This is a genomic window from Massilia sp. KIM, from assembly GCF_002007115.1.
Classification (GTDB): Bacteria; Pseudomonadota; Gammaproteobacteria; order Burkholderiales; family Burkholderiaceae_D; genus Telluria.
In genome coordinates, this window is record NZ_MVAD01000001.1 from 3,178,875 (window position 1) to 3,200,124 (window position 21,250).

General features: G+C 68.7%; 16 protein-coding genes. 5 read left to right on the forward strand and 11 right to left on the reverse strand.

From position 1 onward, the window contains the following. Window positions 1–248: 248 nt before the first annotated feature. On the reverse strand, window positions 249–488 hold the full coding sequence (locus B0920_RS25970) for a hypothetical protein (RefSeq protein WP_179119054.1): 240 nt from the start codon (window positions 486–488) through the stop codon (window positions 249–251). Here B0920_RS25970 and B0920_RS13910 point away from each other — a divergent pair. The 3 genes from B0920_RS13910 to B0920_RS13920 are packed head-to-tail and all read left to right on the forward strand — an operon-like array spanning window position 381 to window position 3,275. Continuing rightward, window positions 381–1,478: an aromatic ring-hydroxylating dioxygenase subunit alpha gene (locus B0920_RS13910; protein ID WP_078033071.1), complete on the forward strand. Its 1,098-nt coding sequence runs from the start codon at window positions 381–383 to the stop codon at window positions 1,476–1,478. The genes B0920_RS25970 and B0920_RS13910 overlap by 108 nt on opposite strands. A gap of 13 nt (window positions 1,479–1,491) precedes the next feature. Beyond that, window positions 1,492–2,412, forward strand: coding sequence for a DMT family transporter (locus tag B0920_RS13915; RefSeq protein WP_078033072.1), 921 nt, complete (start codon window positions 1,492–1,494; stop codon window positions 2,410–2,412). Window positions 2,413–2,420: 8 nt separating this feature from the next. Continuing rightward, on the forward strand, window positions 2,421–3,275 hold the full coding sequence (locus B0920_RS13920) for a sulfurtransferase (RefSeq protein ID WP_078033073.1): 855 nt from the start codon (window positions 2,421–2,423) through the stop codon (window positions 3,273–3,275). A gap of 74 nt (window positions 3,276–3,349) precedes the next feature. On the opposite strand, the gene B0920_RS13925 is transcribed toward B0920_RS13920, so the two are convergent. Next, window positions 3,350–3,646 carry a putative quinol monooxygenase gene (locus tag B0920_RS13925; protein ID WP_078033074.1) on the reverse strand — a complete coding sequence of 99 codons (297 nt, stop codon included), beginning with the start codon at window positions 3,644–3,646 and terminating at the stop codon, window positions 3,350–3,352. Then, entirely contained in the window at window positions 3,643–4,323 is a 681-nt protein-coding gene (locus tag B0920_RS13930; RefSeq protein ID WP_078033075.1) for a type 1 glutamine amidotransferase domain-containing protein, read from the reverse strand. Before B0920_RS13930 ends, B0920_RS13925 begins: the two co-directional genes overlap by 4 nt. 95 nt (window positions 4,324–4,418) lie before the next feature. Between B0920_RS13930 and B0920_RS13935 the strand changes: the two genes are divergently transcribed. Both B0920_RS13935 and B0920_RS13940 read left to right on the forward strand, forming a co-directional pair. Further along, window positions 4,419–5,357 (forward strand): LysR family transcriptional regulator, encoded by a 939-nt coding sequence (locus B0920_RS13935; protein WP_143745728.1) that lies wholly within the window; start codon window positions 4,419–4,421, stop codon window positions 5,355–5,357. Window positions 5,358–5,413: 56 nt separating this feature from the next. Next, entirely contained in the window at window positions 5,414–5,767 is a 354-nt protein-coding gene (locus tag B0920_RS13940) for a translation initiation factor Sui1 (protein ID WP_078033076.1), read from the forward strand. A 21-nt stretch (window positions 5,768–5,788) separates the two neighbouring features. Here B0920_RS13940 and B0920_RS13945 read toward each other — a convergent pair whose 3' ends face one another. From B0920_RS13945 to B0920_RS13980, 8 genes are all read right to left on the reverse strand, one after another. Further along, window positions 5,789–7,054 (reverse strand): sugar MFS transporter, encoded by a 1,266-nt coding sequence (locus tag B0920_RS13945; RefSeq protein WP_078033077.1) that lies wholly within the window; start codon window positions 7,052–7,054, stop codon window positions 5,789–5,791. A gap of 28 nt (window positions 7,055–7,082) precedes the next feature. Beyond that, window positions 7,083–9,524, reverse strand: a complete 2,442-nt coding sequence (locus tag B0920_RS13950) for a GH92 family glycosyl hydrolase (RefSeq protein ID WP_078033078.1) — start codon at window positions 9,522–9,524, stop codon at window positions 7,083–7,085. After that, on the reverse strand, window positions 9,521–10,444 hold the full coding sequence (locus tag B0920_RS13955) for a carbohydrate kinase (RefSeq protein WP_078033079.1): 924 nt from the start codon (window positions 10,442–10,444) through the stop codon (window positions 9,521–9,523). The genes B0920_RS13950 and B0920_RS13955 overlap by 4 nt, the downstream gene beginning before the upstream one ends. Continuing rightward, window positions 10,437–11,651 (reverse strand): AGE family epimerase/isomerase, encoded by a 1,215-nt coding sequence (locus B0920_RS13960; protein WP_078033080.1) that lies wholly within the window; start codon window positions 11,649–11,651, stop codon window positions 10,437–10,439. The genes B0920_RS13955 and B0920_RS13960 overlap by 8 nt, the downstream gene beginning before the upstream one ends. Before the next feature lie 23 nt (window positions 11,652–11,674). Then, a complete protein-coding gene (locus B0920_RS13965; protein WP_078033081.1) occupies window positions 11,675–12,661 on the reverse strand; it encodes a LacI family DNA-binding transcriptional regulator in 987 nt (328 codons plus the stop codon). A gap of 210 nt (window positions 12,662–12,871) precedes the next feature. After that, window positions 12,872–16,207: a GH92 family glycosyl hydrolase gene (locus B0920_RS13970; RefSeq protein ID WP_143745729.1), complete on the reverse strand. Its 3,336-nt coding sequence runs from the start codon at window positions 16,205–16,207 to the stop codon at window positions 12,872–12,874. A gap of 53 nt (window positions 16,208–16,260) precedes the next feature. Then, the gene (locus B0920_RS13975; RefSeq protein WP_078033082.1) at window positions 16,261–17,781 is read right to left on the reverse strand and encodes a tryptophan halogenase family protein; all 1,521 of its coding nucleotides are present in this window, start codon (window positions 17,779–17,781) and stop codon (window positions 16,261–16,263) included. A gap of 65 nt (window positions 17,782–17,846) precedes the next feature. Further along, a complete protein-coding gene (locus B0920_RS13980) occupies window positions 17,847–20,987 on the reverse strand; it encodes a TonB-dependent receptor (protein ID WP_078033083.1) in 3,141 nt (1,046 codons plus the stop codon). Between the last annotated feature and the right edge of the window lie 263 nt (window positions 20,988–21,250).

Consider the following 21,250-nt stretch of genomic DNA (forward strand, 5'->3'; position numbering starts at 1 on the left):
CAAGTTGTGCGCCATAGGTCGGTCCAATCGCGTATTTTAGATCAATCCTTCCGCACAGGGGTGCGCACCTTGCAGCATCCACAACTTGCCCGCCAGGCCACATTCTAGCCGAGACCCCTCCCCGCTTATGAAAACAATGCCATTTCGGCAATTTCTGTGCACCCGAGTACCACATTCTCGCGCAGGCCCAAGACTGTAGCGCTTATTACACGGTATAATCTCCGGTTCTGTCCGAAATACCGTATTCCTCAACCGAAACGAAGCCCGATATCGCAGTAGGCCGCTGCCTGGCGCGCCGCACTTTCTTTCCCGGCTTTCGTAAATACTGGTCTTTGGATTCTTTCTCTTCTTTGGTAGTGCTTATTTAAAGGGGGGTTGGGATGTCCGATCTGGCTACCCACGCCAAGCTGGCGCGCTCCGCTCAGCTTCCGGTAAATGTTTACTTTGACGAAGCGCTGCTGCAGCGCGAGATGCAGCAACTGTTTCACAAGGGCCCGCGGTATGTCGGGCACGAATTGATGGTGCCTGAGGTAGGCGATTTCGCGACGCTCGCATCCGAGAACGAAGGCCGCATGCTGGTGCGGAACGCCGCCGGCATCGAAGTCCTGTCCAACGTCTGCCGTCATCGCCAGGCGCTGATGTTCAATGGCCGCGGCAACGCCAAGAACATCGTGTGCCCGCTGCACCGCTGGACCTATGACCTGAAGGGTGAACTGATCGGCGCGCCCCATTTCAGCGAAACGCCCTGCCTGAACCTGTCGAAGTCGCCGCTGCAAAGCTGGAACGGCCTGCTGTTCGAGCAGAACGGCTACAACGTGATGGAGAAGCTGGCCAACATGTCGGTCACCAGGGACCTCGACTTCACGGGCTACATGTTCGACCACGTCGAGATCCACGAGTGCGACTACAACTGGAAGACCTTCATCGAGGTCTACCTGGAGGACTACCACGTCGAGCCCTTCCATCCGGGCCTGGGCAACTTCGTCTCCTGCGACGACCTGAAATGGGATTTCGGCCGCGACTACAGCGTGCAGACCGTGGGCGTGAACCGCGCGCTGCAGAAAGCCGGCTCGCCCGCCTATAAAAAGTGGCAGGAGCAGGTCCTGAAGTTCAACAACGGCCAGCCGCCGAAGTATGGGGCGATCTGGCTGACGCTGTACCCGAACATCATGGTCGAGTGGTACCCGAACGTGCTGGTGGTGTCGACCCTGTGGCCGATCGGCCCGCAGAAGACCCGCAACGTGGTCGAGTTCTACTACCCAGAGGAGTTCGTGCTGTTCGAGCGCGAGTTCGTCGAGGCCGAGCGCGCCGCCTACATGGAAACCGCGATCGAGGACGACGAGATCGCGCTGCGCATGGACGCTGGCCGCAAGATCCTGCTGGCGCGCGGGGTCAACGAAGTCGGCCCCTACCAGTCGCCGATGGAAGACGGGATGCAGCATTTCCACGAGTGGTACCGCTCCAAGCTCGAGCTGTGACCCCAAGGACCTGATGGCTTCTCTCTGGATGCTGTTCGCCAGTTTCGCGTTCGCCGCCATGGGCGCGGGCGTGAAACTGGCCTCCGAGTTCTACTCCACCTCCGAACTCCTCATGTACCGTGGCCTGGTCGGCACGCTCATGCTCATGCTGATGGTGCGCCACCAGGGCGGCACCTTCAGGACACCCTTCCCCAAGGCCCACGTCTGGCGCAGCATCGTCGGCGTCACCTCGCTGTGGCTGTGGTTCTTCGCCATTGGCCGCCTGCCGCTGGCCACCGCCGTCACCCTCAACTACATGGCGCCGATCTGGATCGCCGCCTGGATGTTCGCCATGGGCTGGTGGACCGGGACCAAGCACGCCGAATGGCCGCTGGTGCTGGCGATCGGCATGAGCTTCCTGGGCGTGACCCTGGTGCTGCAGCCGGCAGTCGAGAGCAATCAGTGGGTAGGCGGCCTGGCCGGCATCTGCTCCTCGGTGATCTCGGCCATGGCCTACATGCAGGTGCGCAAGCTCGGCCAGATGGGCGAGCCCGAATACCGCGTGGTGTTCTATTTTTCGCTGACCACGACCCTGGCCGGCCTGGCCGGCACCCTGCTGGGCGACGGTCCCGAGGACGCCGTGTTCCACGGCCACACCGTGGGCAGCGCCATCCTCCTGCTGGCGATCGGTTTCTCGGCCCTGCTGGCCCAGATGGCGATGACGCGCGCCTACCGCGTCGGCAAGGTGCTGGTGGTGGCCAACCTGCAGTACACCGGCATCGTGTTCTCCAGCCTGTGGGGCCTGGCGCTGTGGGGCGACAGCTTCGACTGGCACGTCTGGCTCGGCATCGGCGTGATCCTCGCTTCCGGCATCGCCGCGACGTTCTACAATACGCAGAAGACGGCCCGCGGGGCCGTGCAGGACAAGACCGACCCGATCGCCAGCGAAACCTGAGGAGCCCCATGTACAAGACCCTGATCAGCGCGCCCGAACTGGCCGCCCACATCGACGACAAGAAGTGGATCGTGGTGGACTGCCGCCACGACCTGCTGAACCTGTCCGCCGGCCGCGACGGCTATGCCATCGGCCACCTGCCGAACGCGGTGTTCGGCGACATCGAGACCGAGCTGTCGGGGTCGAAATACGGCGCCGACGGCGCCTTCCGCGGCCGCCACCCGCTGCCGGAGAAGGAGGCGCTGGCCGCGCTGCTGCGCGGCTGGGGCGCCGAAGACGACTCGCAGGTGGTCGCCTACGACGCCCACGGCGGCATGTACGCGGCGCGCCTGTGGTGGATGCTGCGCTGGCTGGGCCACGAGGCGGTGGCGGTGCTGGACGGCGGCATGGCCGCCTGGCAGGCGGCCGGCCTGCCGCTGACCACCGACGTGCCGGCGCGCGCGGCCGGCCGCTTCACGGTGCGCGCGCCCTTCGTGAGCACGGTGGGCGTGGCCGAGGTGGTCGACAACCTGGGCAAGGGCGAGCGGGTGGTGATCGACGCCCGCGCGGCCGACCGCTTCCGCGGCGAGAACGAGACCATCGATCCGGTCGGCGGCCACATCCCGGGGGCGCGCAACCGCTTCTTCAAGGACAACCTGCAGGCCGACGGCCGCTTCAAGGAAGCGGCCCGGCTGCGCGAGGATTTCGCGGCGCTGATCGACGACCCGTCGAAGGCGATCATGCAGTGCGGCTCCGGCGTCACCGCCTGCCACAACCTGCTGGCCCTAGAAGTCGCCGGCATGCCTGGGGCGGCGCTGTATCCCGGCTCCTGGAGCGAATGGGTGGGCGACAAGTCGCGCCCCGTCGCCACCGGCGCGGACTGAGGCGAGGCCTCGCCGACCCGTCGTCCCGGCGCAGGCCGGGACCCAAGTCCTGCCGGGACACGCGCTCCGCCCTGCTAGGCCCCGAACACCTCCACCTTCCGCTGCGCCAGCAGCGGGAGTATTTTCCCCACCAGCAACTCCTGGTAGTGCGCCGACTGCCGGTGCGCTTCCAGCGCCGCCGCATCGCGGTAGCGCTCATACAGCAGCACCCCGCGCGGCAACTCCACCGACTGGTACACCTCATAGCCCGCGCAGCCCGGCTCCAGCATCGACTTCGCCCGCAGCTCCCCGACCAGGCGCAACACCTCGGCCACTTCGCCTTCGTACGGCAACCAGCGCGCCACCACGGTCACTTCGCCCGCGGCGCTCATCGCGCGCCACCCTGCAGCGCCGCGACCAGCGCTTCGCCCAGCGGCGTCGCCGAGGCCGGGTTCTGGCCGGTGATCAGGCGCCCGTCGACCACCACCCTGGACTGCCAGGGCGCGGCCGCGGAATAGTCGGCGCCTTCGGCGCGCAGCGCGTCTTCCAGCAGGAAGGGCACGTCGGCCTGGGCATAGCCCGCTTCCTCCGCGTTCGAGAAGGAGGTCAGCTTGCGGCCGGCGACCAGCGGCGAACCGTCCGCCAGCCTCACCCCGAGCAGCGCCACCGGGCCATGGCAGACGGCGGCCACGATCATGCCGGCATCCCAGGCCTGGGCCAGCGCGCGCTTGACTTCGGGGTCGGTCGCGAGGTCGGCCATCGGCCCCAGCCCGCCGGGAACGAACACGGCGTCGTAGTCGCGCACGTCGACCTCGCTCAGCTTGCGGCTGCGCGCCAGGCGGCGGATCGCCTTGCTGTCGCGGAAAGCGGCCTGGGCCGGGTCGCTGCCGTCATAGCCATCCTCGTGCACCGCGCCGCCCAGGGGCGAGGCGAATTCGACGGCAATGCCGGCCCGCTCGAGCACCTCCCAAGGGTGCGCCACTTCGGGGAAATAATAGCCCGTGGGACGCTTGTTCGGGCCAATCTCGGCTGTGTTTGTCACAATAAACAGTACATGTTTCACGCTCATGATCTTCTCCTTCTCTGCAAGAATCCCGGCACATCCGGTGAGATCAACTATACGAGCGCGAGAAAGGCCCCGGTAGATACTGCTAAGATGACGCAATGTCAAACGAAATCATACAATCCGACGCCGGCGAGCCCTCGCCGATCCTGGACGAGTTGCGCGCGATGGCGGTCTTCGCCACCGTCGTACGCTGCGGCAGCTTCGCCGCCGGCGCGCGCGCCCTGGGCCTGACCCGGGCCGTGGTCAGCCACCACGTGCGCGCGCTGGAAGCCAAGCTCGGGGTGCCGCTGGCCCAGCGCAGCACCCGCAGCTTCAGCCTGACGCCGGCCGGCGAAGCCTTCCGGGTCCATTGCGAGCGCCTGCTGGACGAAGCCCACGACGGCATCCGGGGCATGGAACTGCTGCGCGCCGAGCCGCGCGGCGAGGTGCGCATCACCTGCTCCCACCACTTCGGCAACAAGCGCATCCTGCCCGCGCTGCTGGAATTCCGCCGCCGCTACCCGGCGATCCGCCTGCACGTGGCCATGAACGACGCCAACGTCGATCTGGTCCAGCAGGGGATCGAACTGGCGGTGCGCGCCGGGCCGCTGCCCGATTCCTCGCTGGTGGCGCGGCGCCTGGTGCGCGAGCCGACCATGCTGTGCGCCGCGCCGGCCTACCTGCGCCGCCACCGCATGCCGGCCTCGCCCGCCGAGCTGGAACAGCACCGCTGGGTGGTCTACCCACCGGCCCAGCGCAGCGTGACGGTGCGGGCGGATGGGCGCGAGCTGCAGCTGGCGGTCAGGGGCGACGTCGCCACCGACAGCGCCGCCGCCCGCCTGGCTTTCGTGCTGGCGGGCGAAGGCATCGCGCGCCTGCCGGCCTACGACGCGGCGACGCTGATCGCATCGGGGGAACTGGTCAGGGTGCTGCCCGAGGTGGAGACGGCGCCGCTGGAGATCTTCCTGGTCCACTCGCAACGCATCGGGCCGAGCGCACGCCTGTTGCGCGACTTCCTGCTCGACGCGGGCCGCGACGGCGCCCTGCCCTCTTCATAGGCGGCGCCCAAGGCGCTACACTGCGCGATCACGCACTTCACCACGTCGGACACAGCATGAAGAATCGTTCCCAGGGCGGCTTGGTCTATTCCACCGAAAGCGGGCGCATGTGCCCCAATTGCGGCCAGCCGGTGGCGGCCTGCGCCTGCAAGGCGAGCGGCGCGCCGCTCGGCGACGGCAAGGTGAAGGTGTCGCGCCAGACCAAGGGGCGCGGCGGCAAGTGCGTCACCCTGGTCAAGGGCCTGGCCCTGGATGCGGCCGCGCTGGCGGCGCTGGGCAAGCAACTGCGCAGCGCCTGCGGTTCCGGCGGCACGGTCAAGGACGGGGTGATCGAGATCCAGGGCGACCACTGCGAGCGCCTGATGATGGAGCTGACCAGGCTGGGCCACCCTCCGAAGCTGGCCGGCTAGCCCCTCCCCTCTTCCCTCGCCTTATTTGGCGGAGTACATCCCCGCGTACTTGATCCCGAAATACAGGATGAAGGCATAGCAGGCCGCCGGCAGCAGGAAGGACGCCTGCACGCTCATGAAGTCGGCCAGCGCGCCCTGCGCGAACGGGACGATGGCCCCGCCCACGATGGCCATGCACAGGATGCCCGAGCCCTGGCCCGTGTACTTGCCAAGGCCGTGCAGCGCCATGCTGAAGATGGTCGGGAACATGATCGAATTGAACAGGCCCACCGCCAGGATCGCCCACATCGCCAGGCTGCCCTGGCCGAAGGTCCCGACCAGCACCAGCGCGATCGCCGCCAGCGCGTTGAAGGCCAGGGTCTTGCCCGGGCTGACCACGCGCATCACGGCGAAGCCGATGAAGCGGCCGACCATCGCCCCGCCCCAGTAGATGCTGACGTAGTGGGCCGCGTCCGCGTGCGAGAGGCCGGCGATGTGCGGCTCGCCCAGGAAGTTGATCAGGAAGCTGCCGATGCTCACTTCCGCGCCCACGTAGAGGAAGATGCCGATCGCGCCCAGCACCAGGTGGCGGTGCGCCATGGCCGAGCCGTGGCCTTCGCCCGCCAGCGGCGTGTCTTCCGCCTCGACGATGGTCGGCAGCTTGGCCAGCAGGAACAGCACCGCCAGCACCGCCAGTGCGGCGGCCAGGCCCAGGTAGGGGCCGCGCACGCTGGCCGCCTCGGCCGCCGGGTCGAGCACCGCCGTGGCCGAGGACAGGATCAGCAGGCCGCCCAGCGCGGGGCCGATGGTGGTGCCGAGCGAGTTGAAGGCCTGGGTCAGGGTCAGGCGGCTGGACGCCGTGCGCGCCGGGCCCAGCACCGCCACGTAGGGGTTGGCCGCCACCTGCAGCACCGTGATGCCGGAGGCCAGCACGAAGAAGGCGAACAGGAACAGGCCATAGCCGCTGGAGGCGGCCGGGTAGAACAGCGCGCAGCCGGCCGCCGCGACCAGCAGGCCGGCCACCGCGCCCTTCTGGTAGCCGATGCGGCGGATCAGGGCGCCCGCCGGCAGCGAGACGATGAAGTAGGCGCCGAAGAAGCAGAACTGCACCAGCATCGCCTGCACGTAACTCAGCGTGTAGATCGCCTTCAGGTGCGGGATCAGGACGTCGTTCAGCGAGGTGATCAGCCCCCACATGAAGAACAGGATGGTGACGATCACGAGCGCCCCCGTGTCGCTGCCCTGGCGCAGTTCCGCCGCCCCCGCCGCCGGCGCGGCGGGCGCCTTGTTGAATACCGTGTTTGCCATGCTGTCTCCTGTGGTTGTCAATGCCGGCTCAGTTCAGGCCCGCGGGCGGATTGGGCAGGTCGGCCTTGCGCGTGCCCCAGCCCTTTTCGTCGGGCTGCGGCGCCAGGCGGTAGCTCAGGGTGCCGCTTGAGCTCAGTTGCTCCCAGTCGAGCCAGACCTGGCTGCGCGGACGGCCGTTCCAGTTCACCGACTGCACGAAGCGGCGCTCGCCCGCCTTCGCTTCCGGCGCCTCGATGCGCAGGGTGCGGCCCTGGCCCAGGTCGATCTCGGCGCGCGGGAAGCGCGGCGCATGCAGCAGGAAGCGGCCGCTGCCCGGCGCGTCCGGATACATGCCGAGGGCGCTGAACAGGTACCAGGCCGACATCGTGCCCAGGTCGTCGTTGCCGGTGACGCCGCTCGGGCCGTTGCCGAACAGGGTCTCGGCCGCGCGCAGCACCGTGGTGGTCTTCCACGGCTGGCCCATCAGGGTGTACATCCAGGGCGCGTGCAGGTCGGGCTCGTTGTTCGGGTTGTAGCGGAACTGGGCGTAGTAGCTGTACGGTCCCACCACCCAGGACTTGCGCACCGCCGCCGGGTCGGCCAGCACGGCCTCGTAGTCGAAGAACTGGTCGAGGCGGCGCAGCGCCTGGGGCGTGCCGCCCATGGCGGCGGCCAGGCCAGGCACGTCCTGCGGCACCAGCCACTGGTACTGCCAGGCGGTGCCTTCGTGGAAGCCGTGGTCGCCGCGCGGATCGAAGCCGCTGCCGACGTCGGAGAACCAGCTGCCATCCTCCAGGCGCGGACGCGGGAAGCCGCGCTGGCCGGTCGCTTCGTCGACCACGCTGGCGTCCCAGACCTTCTTCCAGTTCAGCGCGCGCTGCGACAGCGCCTGCGCATCCTTGGCGTGGCCGAGGGCCTTGGCCATGTAGGCCAGCGCGCTGTCGGCGAGCGCGTATTCCAGGGTGGCGGAAGCGCCGTGGTGCGGGTCGGTGTCCATGCCCTTCGAGACGAAGCCGCGGTCGTACTGCACGAAGCCCTGGCGCAGGTAGCTGGGGTTGCCCGCACGTCCCTGGGGACGGATGGCGAAGGGCGGCACGCCGAAGGCGTTCTCGCGCAGCGCGGTCCAGGCTTCTCGCTCGCGGCCCTTGAGGGCGCCGAAGCGCCACAGGTCGACCAGGAAGGGCGTGACCGGATCGCCGGTCATGATGTTGGTCTCGAAGCTGGCGTAGCCCCAGCGCGGCAGCCAGCCGCCCTGTTCGCGGATCTTCAGCACCGAATTGGCGATGTCGCGCGCCCGCTGCGGACGCAGCAGGGCGATCAGCTGGTTCTGGGCGCGGTAGGTGTCCCACAGCGAGAAGAACTCGTAATAGGTCCAGTCGCGGGCGGTGTGGATGGCGTCGTCGTAGCCGCGGTAGCGGCCGTCGGCGTCGTTGCCGGTCAGGGGCTGCAGCAGCGCGTGGTAGAGCGCCGTGTAGAACACGGTGCGGTCGTCGATGCTGCCGCCCTCGATGCGCACGCTGGACAGCTCGCGCTGCCAGGCGTCCAGCGCCTTGGTTCTCATGGCGTCGAACGACAGCGGACGCCCGCCGGCCATGCCCTCGGCCTCGAGGTTGACGCGCGCGCCCTTGGCGTCGACGTGGGAAATCGCGCTCACCGCCGTCACCGCCTGGCCGTTCTTCAGGTCGAAGCTGAGCCAGACGCCGTGCGGCTTGCTGTCGCCCTGCTGGCTCGGCCCGGCCGTGCCCGGCCAGCCGCCGCGGTCGTCCCAGACGCCGTGCGCGACCACGGGCTGGTCGAACACGATGCGGAACCAGGTCGTGTACTTGGCGCCGCCGCAGAAGCTGCGGGTGACGATCTTGCCCTCGACCGCCTGCTTGTCGACGATCTTCACTTCGCTGCCGACCACCGAATGGCGTTCGTTGGCCTGGCCCAGGTTGAGCAGGACGTGGCCCAGGCCCGACTTGTTCGAGAAGGTGTAGCGCTCGGCCGCCGCGCGCGTGAGCGCGGTCGATTCGGCGGTGATGCCGCCGTAGCTGGTCAGGCGCACCTTGTAGTAACCGGCCTGGCCGACTTCGCCCTCGTGGGTGTACTCGGCGGCGTAGCGCTTGTAGTCGAAGCTGGCCGGCTTGCTGGTGTCGAAGTCGCCGCCGGGGCCGATGCGGCCGGTCACCGGCAGCACGGCCAGCTGGCCGCCCTGTTCCCAGCAGCCGGCGCCGGAGAGGAAGGAGTGGCCGAAGCCGCGGATGCGCTTGTCGCTGTAGCGCCAGCCGGCGTAGTGCTCGCCGATCGGGCTCACCTGGATCATGCCGAAGGGGGCGGAAGCGCCGGGGAAGGTGTTGCCTTCGTCCTGGGTGCCGATGAAGGTGTTGACCGGCATCGCGCCGGCGGTCGCGCCGCTACCTGGCTGCGCTTGGGCCGGCATGATCCAGGTGGCCACCGCGAAGCCGAGGATGGGCAGCAGTCTGCCGCTACGGGTGGTGAAAACCATCATGCTGCCGCTCCTTCGAGTTGTTCGAACAGGGTCTGCACCGCTGCCGGCCGGGGCGCCGTGGCGCCGGACTGCAGGCAGGCGGCGGAACCGGTCGCCAGCGCGGCGTGCAGGTGGGATTGCAGGCTGCGCTGCGGATGGCGGGCCAGGCTGTGCAGCAGGCCGGCCACGCTGGCGTCTCCGGCGCCGACCGTGTCGACCACCTGCACGCGCGGCGCGCGCGCATCCACGCGCTCCTCGCCGCGCAGCAGGCTCGCGCGCTCCCCGCCGCGGGTCAGCAGGCAGAGGGCGGCCGGGTTATGGCTGCGCAGGCGCGCCAGCGCCTCGTCCAGCGCCAGGCCGGGGAAGAGGCCGCGCAGGTCGTCGTCCGAGACCTTGATCACGTCGGCCAGGGCCGCCATGCGCTCCAGGGTCGGGGTATAGCGCGCATCCATCAGGTTGCGGTAGTTCGGGTCGAAACTGATCGCCACGCCGCGCGCCTTGAGCTCGGCGGCCAGGGCGACCAGGGTCGCGGCCAGCGGCTGGCGCGCCAGGCTGATGCCGCCGAAATGGGCCCAGCGCAGCGCGTCGGCCCAGCCTTCCGGCAGCTGGCGCGGGTCGAAATGCAGGTCGGCGCTGTCGTCGCCCACGAAGAAGTAGCGCGGCGGTTCGCCGCCCTCGACGATGGCCAGCAGCGGCGAGCGCTCCACCCGCTGCAGCAGGCGCAGGTCGAGGCCGGAAGCCTCGCTGGCGGCCCACAGGGCGTCGCCGAAACGGTCGCGGCTGATGGCGCCGGCGAAGCCGGTCGGCTCTCCCAGGCCGGCCAGGGCACGCGCCACGTTCCAGGTCGAGCCGCCCACCCGGCTCACCCACTGCTCGTCGCCCTGATGGATCATGTCGGTCAGCGCCTCGCCGGCGCACAGCATGAGGGGCGCGTCACGCATGGCCCATCTCCTTGAGCACGGCCACGATGTCGTAGCAGGCGCCCATGGTGTGGTAATCGACCTTGCCGGCCGGGCTCTTCTCGTCGCTCAGCTTGCGGTTCTGGCGGTCGAGGATGCGGTACCAGGCGCCGTGCTGGTGGTCGACGAAGCGCGTCCAGCTGTAGGCCCAGAGGCGCTCGTACCAGTCCCAGTACTCGGCATTGCCGGTGCGCCGGGCCAGCAGGGCGGCGGCGGCCGCGCTCTCTGCCTGCACCCAGAAATACTTGTGCGGGTCGCACACGCTCAGGTCCGGCGCCAGCGAATAGGCCAGGCCGCCGAATTCGCGGTCCCAGCCCTTCTCCACCGCGGTGCGGAACAGCTTTTCCGCAGTCGGCAGCATCCAGCCCAGGTCCTGGTCCAGCACGCCCTGGGAGCGCGCCTCGAGCTGCACCAGCAGCTTGGCCCACTCGGTGAAGTGGCCGGGCTGGTAGCCCCAGGGGCGGAACAGGTTTTCCGGATCGTCGATGTTGAATTTCCAGTCGGGCTGCCACTGGGCGTCGTAGTGCTCCCAGATGAGCCCTCCGCAGCGCGCCGCCTGGCGCTGGGTGATGTTGTAGGCGACCGTGTAGGCGCGCTCCAGGTAGCGGCGCTCGCCGGTGGCCGCATAGGCGGCCTGCAGGGCTTCGCAGGCGTGCATGTTGGCGTTCTGGCCACGATAGCCCGAGAGCACGCTCCAGTCCTCGCTGGCCTCGTCCGCGTAAAGGCCGTCCGCCTCGCTCCAGAAGCGCTGTTCCATCAGCGCGAAGGTCTCGCCGATCCAGGCGCGCGCCTCCTCCACCCCCGCCATCGTGGCGTGGGCATAGGCCAGCAGCACGAAGGCCTGGCCGTAGGCGTGCTGGGTGCCGTCCTCCACCTTGCCGCCGTCCAGCATCCAGGCGTAGCCGCCGCCCGGCTGGCGGTGCGCGTCGCGCAGGAAGCGCAGCGCGTGGCGCAGGCCGTCCAGGTAGGCCGGGTCGCCGAAGTGGCGGTAGGCCATCGCATAGGTGAACACGAAGCGGGTGCTGCTGACCAGGTGGCGGTGCTGGGCGTCGTAGACGCTGCCGTCGTCCTTGAAATAGTGATAGAGCCCGCCGGCGGGGTCGATCGCGCGCGGATGGTAGAAGCGCATGGTGTGGTGCGCGTGCTCGAGCAGCACAGCCGGGCTGCGGAAGTTCGGAAGAGTCGTCATGTTGGCGTTTGGTCGGGTGGGAACTAGTCGTCGTAGCTGCTCTCGCGCACGATCATTTCGACGGGCACGGTGATCTGGGTGGGTTCGCCGTCGGCCTTGCGCAGCAGGGATTCGACCCCGGCGCGGCCCAGCGCTTCCTTGTCCACCCGGATGGTGCTCAGCGGCGGAATGGCGGCGGCGGCGCCGGCGATGTCGTCGAAGCCGACGATGGCCAGGTCGGACGGAATCTTCATGCCCAGGTTGAGGCAATACTTCATGGCCGCCAGCGCGGTGCTGTCGTTGTAGCAGAACAGCGCGTCCGGCGGCTTGGGCAAGGCGAGCAGGCTGCGCATGGCTTCGTTCACGCCCTCTTCGCCTTCGCCCATGGTGGGCACGATGACTTCGAGGTTGGGATCGGCCAGCACGCGGGCGTCGAACAGGGCCTGGCGAAAACCGTGGTTGCGCTGCTGGATGCTGTAGTGGGCGAGCGATCCGGACAGCATGGCGATGCGCTTGCGGCCGGTGCGCAGCAGGTGCTGGGTGGCCAGGTAGCCGCCGTTCTTGTTGTCCGGGTTGATCGATGTGAAGCCGCGCCGGTGCATGTCCACCAGCACCATCGGCTTGCCGATCTGCTGCAGGGCGGCCAGCACCTCGGGCTCGAAGAAGCCGGCGCACAGGATGGCGTCGGTCTGGTGCAGGCGGATCTGCTCCAGCAGGGGTTCAGCCGGGCCGACCACGATCAGCGACAGGACGATGCCTTCGCGCCTGCAGGCTTCTTCGGCCCCGTGCAGCACCTCGGTGAAGAAGGGACTGGAAGCCAGGGTGTTGTGCTGGCTGTGCAGCAGGAAGGCGATGCGGCGGATGCGCCGCTTCTTGAGCTGCGAGAAGTCGTAGCCCAGCTGCTCGGCGGCGTCGCGCACCAGCTTGCGGGTGGCGTCGGTCATCCCGCCCTGGTTCTTCAGGGCGCGCGACACGGTGCCGATCGACAGGCCGGTGGCGGCGGCGATGTCGCGCAGGGTCACGGGCGTCATGCCCGCCCTCGCGCGCGGTACGGGCGCACTGGCGGCCCGCCGTGGTTCGACATCGGGAAAATAACGCGTCTCCATCATCTCGTTTATTAAACCCGGCCTGAACGCCCCTCAGTGCTGCGAAACAAGGTTTTCAGGCGGGTTTTCGTCTATGAGTTTTATATCAGCGGCGTTTCGCGCGCGTCAACCGCAGCGGCCGATCGCGCGCACTTTTTAGCGGGTTTTAGTAAACGCGCCGGCGGGACCGTTTTCGAGCAGTTCGATCTCGGCCAGCTCCGCGCCCTGCTCGAAACGCAGGCGGTATTCGCGGTAGGCGCCCGGCTTGGCGACCCGGAAGGGGCGCAGCTGATGCGGCCAGGCGAAGCTTTCGTCGGCGCGCCGGTCCAGCACCGTCCATGCGCCCTTGGCGTCGCGGCCTTCGAGCGTCCAGGCCAGCTTGCCCGGCGCGGTCTTGCCGCCGGTGATCGTGTAATGACTGACCGCCGCGGGGCTGGCAAAGCCATACACCAGGGCCGCACCCTGCGCCAGCGGCTGCGAGGTGGCCGCGTCGTCGTCGGCGAGCAGGTCCATCCTGGCGCCGCCTTCCAGCACGGGCGCGACGCCGCGGCTGCGGTCGGCCAGGCCTGCCGGGCGCTGGCCCGCCCTGGTCATCGACGGCGGCAAATCACGCTCCGCGCTGCCCCAGCGCGACGGCGTGCTGCCCATCACGAACTCCAGGGTGGCGCCGGCGGCGATGTCCTCGTGGCGGATCCAGGCCCGCGACCAGGGCTTGCCGTTTACCTTGAGCGACTGCACGTAGACGTTTTCCGGCCCGTTGTTATGGGCGATCACGGTGAGCGTGCGGCCGCTGTCCAGGCGCACCTCGGCGCGCTCGAAGGCGGGCGAGCCGATCACGTACTCCGGCGCGCCCATGCGCAGCGGGTACAGGCCCAGCATGGCGAAGGTATGCCAGGCCGACATCTCGCCATTATCCTCGTCGCCCGCATAGCCCTGGCCGATCTCGCTGCCCAGGTAGAGGCGGCGCAGGGCCTCGCGCGTGATGCGCTGGGTCTTCCAGGGCTGGCCGGCCGGCACGTACATCCAGGGGATGTGGTGGGAAGGCTGGTTGCTGTGCGCGTACATCCCCATGCGCACGTCGCGCGCCTCGGTCATCTCGTGGATCACCTGGCCGTAGGTGCCGGCGAATTCGCGCGCCCCGGTTTCCGGCGTGGAGAAGAAATCGTCCAGGCGACGCGCCAGCGCCTCGCGTCCGCCCAGCAGGCTGGCCAGGCCCTCGGCGTCGTGCGGGGTGGTGAAGGCGAAGGTCCAGGCATTGGCCTCGGTGTAGTCGCCGCCCCAGCGGCGCGGCTCGAATTTGGCCGCCGCCTCGCGCCACTCGCCGCCGGCGTCGCGGCCACGGAAGAAGCCGGTCGCCGGGTCGAACAGGTGCACGTAGTCGCTGGCGCGGGCGCGGAAGTACTCGGCTTCCTCGCGGTAGCGGCGCGCACGGGCCGGATCGCGCTCCTCCAGGGCCAGGGCGGCGGCCATCTGGGCCAGGCCGAAGTCGTTGAGCGCGCCTTCCAGGGTCCAGGACAGGCCTTCGTGCACCGAGGCGTCGGCATAGCCGCGGTACATCGAGCGCGCCAGGCCCTTGCGGCCGACGTTCGACACCGGCGGCACGGCGGTGGCGTTCTTCAGCGCCGCCTCGTAGGCCTGGCGGGCGTCGAAGCCGCGCACGCCCTTGAGCCAGGCGTCGGCGAAGGCGACGTCGGAACTGGTGCCGACCATCAGGTCGGCATAGCCCGGCGAGGACCAGCGCGCCACCCAGCCGCCGTCGCGGTATTGCTGCAGGAAGCCGTCGACCATCTCGCCGGCGCGTTGCGGCGCCAGCAGGGCATAGGCCGGCCAGGTGGTGCGGAAGGTGTCCCAGAAGCCGTTGTTGACGTAGACCTTGCCCGGACGGACGGTGGCCGCGCTGCGCAGCGCGTCCCCTGCCATGTTGTCCTTGGACCAGCTGTTCTGGTCGGCGTGGCGCCAGTCCGGCTTGTCCTTGCTGCCGACGTTTTCGTGGGCCACGTTCGGGTAGAGGAAGAGGCGGTAGAGATTCGAGTAGACCGTGGTGAGCTGGTCTTCGCTCGCGCCCTGCAGCTTCACGCGTCCCAGCTCGGCGTCCCAGGCCGCCTGGGCGCGCTCGCGCACCGCGTCGAAGCCGTCGTTGCCGATTTCGAGTTCCAGGTTGCGCTGGGCCTGCTCCACCGAGATGAGGGAGGTGGCGATGCGCATGCGCACCTCGCCGTCGCCGGGCGCGAACTTGACGTAGCCGGTCGGGCGGCCGGTCTCCAGGCTGCCGCTGTCCTGCCAGCGCTGGTCGAAGCGCGCGAACACGTACATGCGGGTGGCGCCGTTCGACAGCCCGCTGCGGGTGTCGGTATAGCCGCGCAGGGTCTGGGTGGCGGCGTCCAGGGTCAGGCCGCCGCGCGCATCGACGTTGTCGAACAGGAGGTTGGCTTCGCCCTCGCGCGGGAAGCGGAAGCGGAAGATCGCGGCGCGCTCGCTGGGCGCGATCTCGGCGCGGATGCCGTTGTCGAAGTCGACCCGGTAGGTGTAGGGACGGGCGAGCTCGTTCTCGTGCGAGAAGGGCAGCGCGCGCTTGGCGCGGTCGGGGTCGGGACGCCCGCGCGCGGCCGACGGCATGACCTGGAAGGTCTGGCGGTCGCCCATCCAGGGGCTGGGCTGGTGGCTCAGCGACAGCGCCTGCAGGCGCGGACGGTTGTCGGGGCCGTTCTGCTCGTTCCAGCGGTACAGCCAGCTCAGGGTGCCGGCGTCGGTGACCGGCGTCCAGAAGTTGAAGCCGTGCGGCACGGCCGTGGCCGGGAAGTTGTTCCCGCGCGAGAAGGTGCCGTTGGACTGGGTGCCGCGCGTGGTCAGCACGTAATCCGAGGGGCGCGCGGGCGCGCTGCGCGCCTGCTCGCGGATCTCGAGGTCGTCGATCCAGCCGCTGGCGCCCGCTGGCGAAGGACGCACCTCCAGCTCGATCGCCTTGATGCGGCGGCCTTTCAGCTCGCCCAGGGCGACCCGCTTGTGGGCCCACTGCTGCGGGTACAGGCTCTTGCTCTCGGCCTGGGCCTGGGCCGACAGGCCCGCGCCATGCTGGTCGCGCAGGGCGGTGCTGGAAACGCGCCGGCCGTCGTCCAGCACCAGGTCGAGCGCCACGCCGGTGGAGGCGTCCGGCAGCTCGCCCACGATCTCGGGCAAGACCTTCCACGCCAGCTGGGTGTCGGCGCCGATCGGAATATCGACCGCGAACAGCTGCAGGCGGCCGCCGCCGCCCTGGGCCTGGTAACGCAGGGCGCGCGCGCCGCTGTAGCCCATGCGGGCCTTGGCGGCGTAGGGGCGCTCCGGGCCGCTGCCCTGCTCCACCCGCAGGCCTTGCGCGGCCTGGACGGACGGCAGCGGCTGGCCGGATTCGAAGGAAGTGGCGAAACGCGGTTCGGCGCCGGCGGCCGCGCAGGCCAGCAAGGCGGCCAGCGGCAGAATACGCGGAAGAGCGCGCGGCAAAGTAAGCGGCATGGAAGGGGTAATGCGGGCTCGGCTCATGCGGATAGGCTTTCTGATGGTGTTCGTCATGGCGCGGGCGCCTTCCAGTAGCGTTCGATCCACTCGCGGTGGGTCGGCATCGCGTCGACGGCATGCGCCAGCATGGCGCGCACGCTCTCGACGTGGTCGACCAGTTTCTCCTCGGGCATCTCGTCGACCAGGGGGTGGTAGCCGCGCGGCTGGATGCCCTGCCCCAGCATCACCTGGACCCAGCTCGGCAGGGCGAAGAAGTCCTCGCCGTTGCGCAGATAGCGGCCGTCGGCGCGGAACATGTCCATGGTCTCGCGCAGGGTGTCCGGCACCTCCATGGTGCGGCAGTGCTTCCAGAAAGGCGTGTCGTCGCGCTCGGTGGCGTGGTAGTGCAGGATCAGGAAATCGCGAATGCGCTCGTATTCGAAGGCGGTCTCGCGGTTGTAGCGCTCGGCCAGCAGCGGATCGAGGTCGCGCCGCGGGAACAGGCTGAGCAGGCGGGTGATGCCCGACTGGACCAGGTAGATGCTGGTCGATTCGAGCGGCTCGAGAAAGCCCGAGGCCAGCCCGAGCGCCACCACGTTGCCGTTCCAGGCCTTGCGGCGCATGCCGGCCGTGAAGCGCAGCTGGCGCGGTTCGGCCAGTGCCTTGCCGTCCAGGTTGGCCAGCAGGGTCGCCGCCGCCTCGTCGTCGCTCAGGTGGCGGCTGGCGTACACGTAGCCGTTGCCGGTGCGGTGCTGGAGCGGGATGCGCCACTGCCAGCCGGCGCCGCGCGCGGTGGCGCGGGTATAGGGCGTGTCCGGACCGGCGCGCTCGCTGGGCACGGCCACCGCGCGGTCGCAGGGCAGCCAGTGCGACCAGTCGACGTAGCCGGTGCCCAGGGTCTCTTCGATCAAGAGGCCGCGAAAGCCCGAACAGTCGATGAACAGTTCCCCGTCCACCACCTGCCCGCTCTCCAGCGTCACCGAGGCGACGTAGCCGTTGTCCGGGCGCTGCTGGACGCCGGTGATTTTGCCCTCGATGCGCTCGACGCCGCGGCGCTCGGCCAGCTCGCGCAGGAAGCGTGCGTACAGGGTGGCGTCGAAATGGTAGGCGTAGGCGATGTCGGCCAGGGGGGAGTTCGGCGCCGCGTTGCGGTCGCCGGGCGCGAACTTGCCGCGCGGGGCCATCAGGGTCTGGGCCGAATACTCGCCGATCGGCGCGGCGCGCCCGGCCTGGCGCAGCTTGAGCCAGAACTGGTGGAAAGGCAGCGGCCCGAGCGAACGCCCGAGGATGCCGAAGCCGTGGAGGTAGCTGTCGCCGATCCGTCCCCAGTCATTGAACTGGATGCCCAGCTTGACCGTGCCCTGGGTGCGGCGCACGAATTCGGTCTCGTCGATGCCGAGCCACTGGCCGTTGAACAGGCGCAGGTGGGGCACGCTCGCCTCGCCCACCCCGACGATGCCGATCTGCTCGGACTCGATCAGGCGGATGCGCGCGTGCTTGCCCAGGTAGGTGGCCAGGGCCGCCGCGGCCATCCAGCCCGCGCTGCCGCCGCCCACCACCGTGATGCTGCCGATCCGGTCGATGTTGTTCATTGCGTCTTCCATGAAGAAGCGGCTCTCCACACCGCGTGGTGTGGAGAGCGCGCTGCGGGCCGGGCTCAGAACTTGTAGTTCAGGCCCACGTAGGCGACGCGGCCGGCGTAGCCGTTCGAGTAGAAACGGTTCTTGGTGTCGTTGCCCAGGTGGGAACGCGTTTCTTCCTCGGTCAGGTTGAGCACGGAGGCGGTGAGGCTGAGCTGCTTGGTGAAGTTCCAGGCGGCGTTCAGGTCGATCTGGTTGTAGGGCTCGTCGTACACGTTCAGGCCGTTGACCAGTCCACGCACCACTTCGCCGCGACGGTTGTAGGAGGCGCGCAGCAGCATCCGGTCGTCCGAGTAGAACACGGTCAGGTTGGTCTGGTTGCGTGCGCTGCCCACGAGCGGCGAGGTGCCGATCTCGGTGCCGTCCTCCAGCGTAATGGCGGCCTGGTTGGTCTTGTTGTAGGTGTAGTTCACCTGGAAGCCCAGGCCCGAGGCGAAGGTGTGCTGGGCGTACAGTTCGACGCCCTTGGACACCGCGTCCCGGCCGCCGGCGCTGGTCGAGTAGTTCTGCACCGTCAGGTTCTGGCCGCCGACGTTGAGCTGGACGTCGCGCACCACCGGCACCGAGAAGTTGCTGACGTTCTTGCGGAACAGGCCCATGCCCAGCACCGAGCCGCGCTGGAAGTACCACTCCAGGCCGACGTCGTACTGTTCGGCCTTGTAGGCTTCCAGGCTCTTGTTGCTGCCCGAGCCATACCAGCCCTGCTGGTCGCCGCCGCCGATCAGGCGGCGGTCGTTGACGTATTCCTCGCTGAAGTAGTTCAGCGCGCCCGGCGCCGCGATGTCGCTGTAGCCGGGGCGGGCGATGACCTTGGAGGCGGCGGCGCGCAGCAGCAGCGTGTCGCTCAGGTCATAGGCCAGGTTGAAGCTGGGCAGGTAGTCGGTGTAGGTACGATCCAGGGCGCTCACCACATAGGTCGAGATGTGGCGGGTGGCCGGATTGCTGTTGCTGTCCGGGAGCACGGTGAAGCCGCTGATGCAGCCCGAACCCGCCGGCGCGCCGGTGGCCGGGGCGCCGCCCGGCTGGCAAGGCGCCGGACGGCCGTCCGGACCGTCGAAGAAGTAGTCGTTGTAGTAGTCGACCTTGTCGGTCGAATCGGCGTGCTGGCGGGTGCGCACCGCGCGCAGGCCGAAGTTGCCGCGCAGGCGGTCGGTCTTGATGTTGGCCTGCACGTAGAGCGAGCTGATCTTCTCGTTGACGTTGAAGATGAAGTTGTCCTCGTTACGGGTCTGCATCGGGCCGTAGGTCTGGGTCAGATAGCCGATGTAGGCCGGATAGTTGATCGCCGGGTAGGCGCTGGCCTGGATGCCGCCGGTCAGGTTGGGCAGCGACTGCGCGTACAGGAACTCAGGACGGAATTTGTTGGCGTTCGTGTCGCAGCCGTTCTGGAAGCGGTTGTCGTAGTTGCTTGGGTCGGTGCCCTTGCAGGCCCAGTAGTTGTTGCCGGTGCTGCGGCTGGTGCCGCCGTCGCGGTACTTGGCGCCGAACTGCAGCGAATCGAGGAAGCCGCGCTCGGTGTGCCAGGTGAAGTCGGCCTGGGCGTACTTCTGCTTGGTGCTGTTGCGGGTCCAGGACGAGGAGGTCGAGCCGAGGTCGATCTCGCCGATGCCCTTGGCCAGGTTGCTCATCAGCTCGGGGGAGAAGTTCATGGTCGGCGTGCCCACCGTGCTCCAGGAGGTCGCCATGTTACCCAGGGTCCAGCTGCCGTCGGCGTTCTGCACGCGCGGCTTGATCGGCATCGTGAATTGCACCGAAGGGCCGCCCTTGGCCCAGGTGCGGCCGCCCTTGAAGCTGGCGTCGAGCGAGCTGCCCTTCCATTCGATCTCGAGGTCGGCGGCCTGGGACAAGGCCTTTTCCTTGTTGTAGCTGCCGGTGATCTGCGGGGTCGGGATGGTGCAGTCGTCCGGACCGAAGCCGCCGGTGTTGGTCAGGCCGCCGGCCGCCGCCTGCTCCGCGCTGCAGTAATAGGCGCGGCCCGGACGCACGCCGTATTGGGCGCCGGTGACGATGGTGTTGCTCGGATCAAAGGTCAAGCCGTTGAGCAGGCGTCCGCCCGGCCAGTTGCCGTCGCCGGAATAGCGCGCCAGGTTCCATTCCGGGACCTTGAGGGTGTTGGTCTGCGAATCCTGCTTCAGGTCGAAGCGGAAGTAGTTGGCCGTCATGGTCAGGTTGCGCACCGGCTTGAACTGCAGGGTCACCTGCCCGCCCTTGCGCTCGCGCTCCTCTTCGCGCACGTCGAAGTTGACCGAGGTCGGCATCATGAAGTTGCTGTAGTACTTGCCGCCCTGGTCGTAGAAGCCCGATTCGCCCCACCAGTAGGAGGTCAGCTTCGAGGGGCGGCCGTTGACGTCGGTGGCCGGGTTGGCGTCGTAGTCGTCGCCGTACCACTGCCAGTTCTCGGTGCTCGCGCCCATGGTGCGGGTGGTGCGCTTCTGCTGGGTGAAGCCGACCAGGATGCCGAATCGGTTGCTCTGGTCGTGCCAGGCGTACTGGCCGGAGAACTGGCCGTCGGTCTTCTTGGTGGTGTCGGCCCAGGTGCCTTCGGCGTTGACGAAGCCGGAACCCGATTCCACGTCGAGCGGACGGCGGGTGCGCAGGATCACGGTGCCGCCGATGCCGCCTTCGTCCAGGCGCGCCTCGGGCGTCTTGTACAGCTCCGCGCTGGACAGCATGTTGGACGGCATCAGGGTGTAGTTGAAGGAACGGGTCGGGTCGCCGTTCGCTTCGGCGGTGGCGATGTAGTTGCCGTTCAGCTGGGTCAGGGTCAGTTCCGAGGACAGGCCGCGCACGCTGACGTTCTTGCCCTCGCCCCCGCTGCGGGTGATGACCACGCCCGGCACGCGCTGCAGGGCGTCGGCCACGTTCTTGTCGGGGAACTTGCCGACGTCTTCGGCGGTGACCACTTCGACGATGGCGTTGGCCTCGCGCTTCTGGTCGAGGCTCTTCTCGATCGCGTAGCGGTAGCCGGTCACCATCACGGTGGCGGGCTGGGTCGCGGCGGCATCCGGCGCCGCCGGCTGGGCGCTCGCCTGCGCGGTCCCGGCCTCGGTCTGCGCATGGGCGGCCGAAAGGGAAAGCAGCGCTACGCCGACCGCCATCGCGATCGGCGTCACACGGCAGCGGAGCTGCCCGGAAGCGGGAGTGGTCCTGAACGTCATCTTTGTCTCCTGTGGTGCCCTGGGGCGGGCTTTTTTTTATGATGGAAGCAGCCGTTCGCTGAGCTGAAGGCTGCCTCCCGCATCGTTACGAGAACTGACCCGGATGCCGCGCCGCCGGAGCAGGCCGGCGCGATGAATCCGTCTTCAAGCTTGACGCGAGGCCCGGCGCCGCGGCCGTCCGTGTCGGACAGCTCGGCATCCGCCGTGCCACGCGGCGTGGGCGGCACGGGATGGAAAAGAACCCTGAGGATTACTAAACGACG

Excerpts from the sequence above, each read along its gene's own strand:
- B0920_RS13920 (WP_078033073.1), top strand. The coding sequence starts at position 2,421 with ATGTACAAGACCCTGATCAGCGCGCCCGAACTGGCCGCCCACATCGAC.
- B0920_RS13915 (WP_078033072.1), top strand. The coding sequence starts at position 1,492 with ATGGCTTCTCTCTGGATGCTGTTCGCCAGTTTCGCGTTCGCCGCCATG.
- B0920_RS13965 (WP_078033081.1), bottom strand. The coding sequence starts at position 12,661 with ATGACGCCCGTGACCCTGCGCGACATCGCCGCCGCCACCGGCCTGTCG.
- B0920_RS13975 (WP_078033082.1), bottom strand. The coding sequence starts at position 17,781 with ATGAACAACATCGACCGGATCGGCAGCATCACGGTGGTGGGCGGCGGC.
- B0920_RS13980 (WP_078033083.1), bottom strand. The coding sequence starts at position 20,987 with ATGACGTTCAGGACCACTCCCGCTTCCGGGCAGCTCCGCTGCCGTGTG.
- B0920_RS13910 (WP_078033071.1), top strand. The coding sequence starts at position 381 with ATGTCCGATCTGGCTACCCACGCCAAGCTGGCGCGCTCCGCTCAGCTT.
- B0920_RS13950 (WP_078033078.1), bottom strand. The coding sequence starts at position 9,524 with ATGATGGTTTTCACCACCCGTAGCGGCAGACTGCTGCCCATCCTCGGC.
- B0920_RS13970 (WP_143745729.1), bottom strand. The coding sequence starts at position 16,207 with ATGCCGCTTACTTTGCCGCGCGCTCTTCCGCGTATTCTGCCGCTGGCC.
- B0920_RS13960 (WP_078033080.1), bottom strand. The coding sequence starts at position 11,651 with ATGACGACTCTTCCGAACTTCCGCAGCCCGGCTGTGCTGCTCGAGCAC.
- B0920_RS13930 (WP_078033075.1), bottom strand. The coding sequence starts at position 4,323 with ATGAGCGTGAAACATGTACTGTTTATTGTGACAAACACAGCCGAGATT.
- B0920_RS13940 (WP_078033076.1), top strand. The coding sequence starts at position 5,414 with ATGAAGAATCGTTCCCAGGGCGGCTTGGTCTATTCCACCGAAAGCGGG.
- B0920_RS13945 (WP_078033077.1), bottom strand. The coding sequence starts at position 7,054 with ATGGCAAACACGGTATTCAACAAGGCGCCCGCCGCGCCGGCGGCGGGG.
- B0920_RS13935 (WP_143745728.1), top strand. The coding sequence starts at position 4,419 with ATGTCAAACGAAATCATACAATCCGACGCCGGCGAGCCCTCGCCGATC.
- B0920_RS13925 (WP_078033074.1), bottom strand. The coding sequence starts at position 3,646 with ATGAGCGCCGCGGGCGAAGTGACCGTGGTGGCGCGCTGGTTGCCGTAC.
- B0920_RS13955 (WP_078033079.1), bottom strand. The coding sequence starts at position 10,444 with ATGCGTGACGCGCCCCTCATGCTGTGCGCCGGCGAGGCGCTGACCGAC.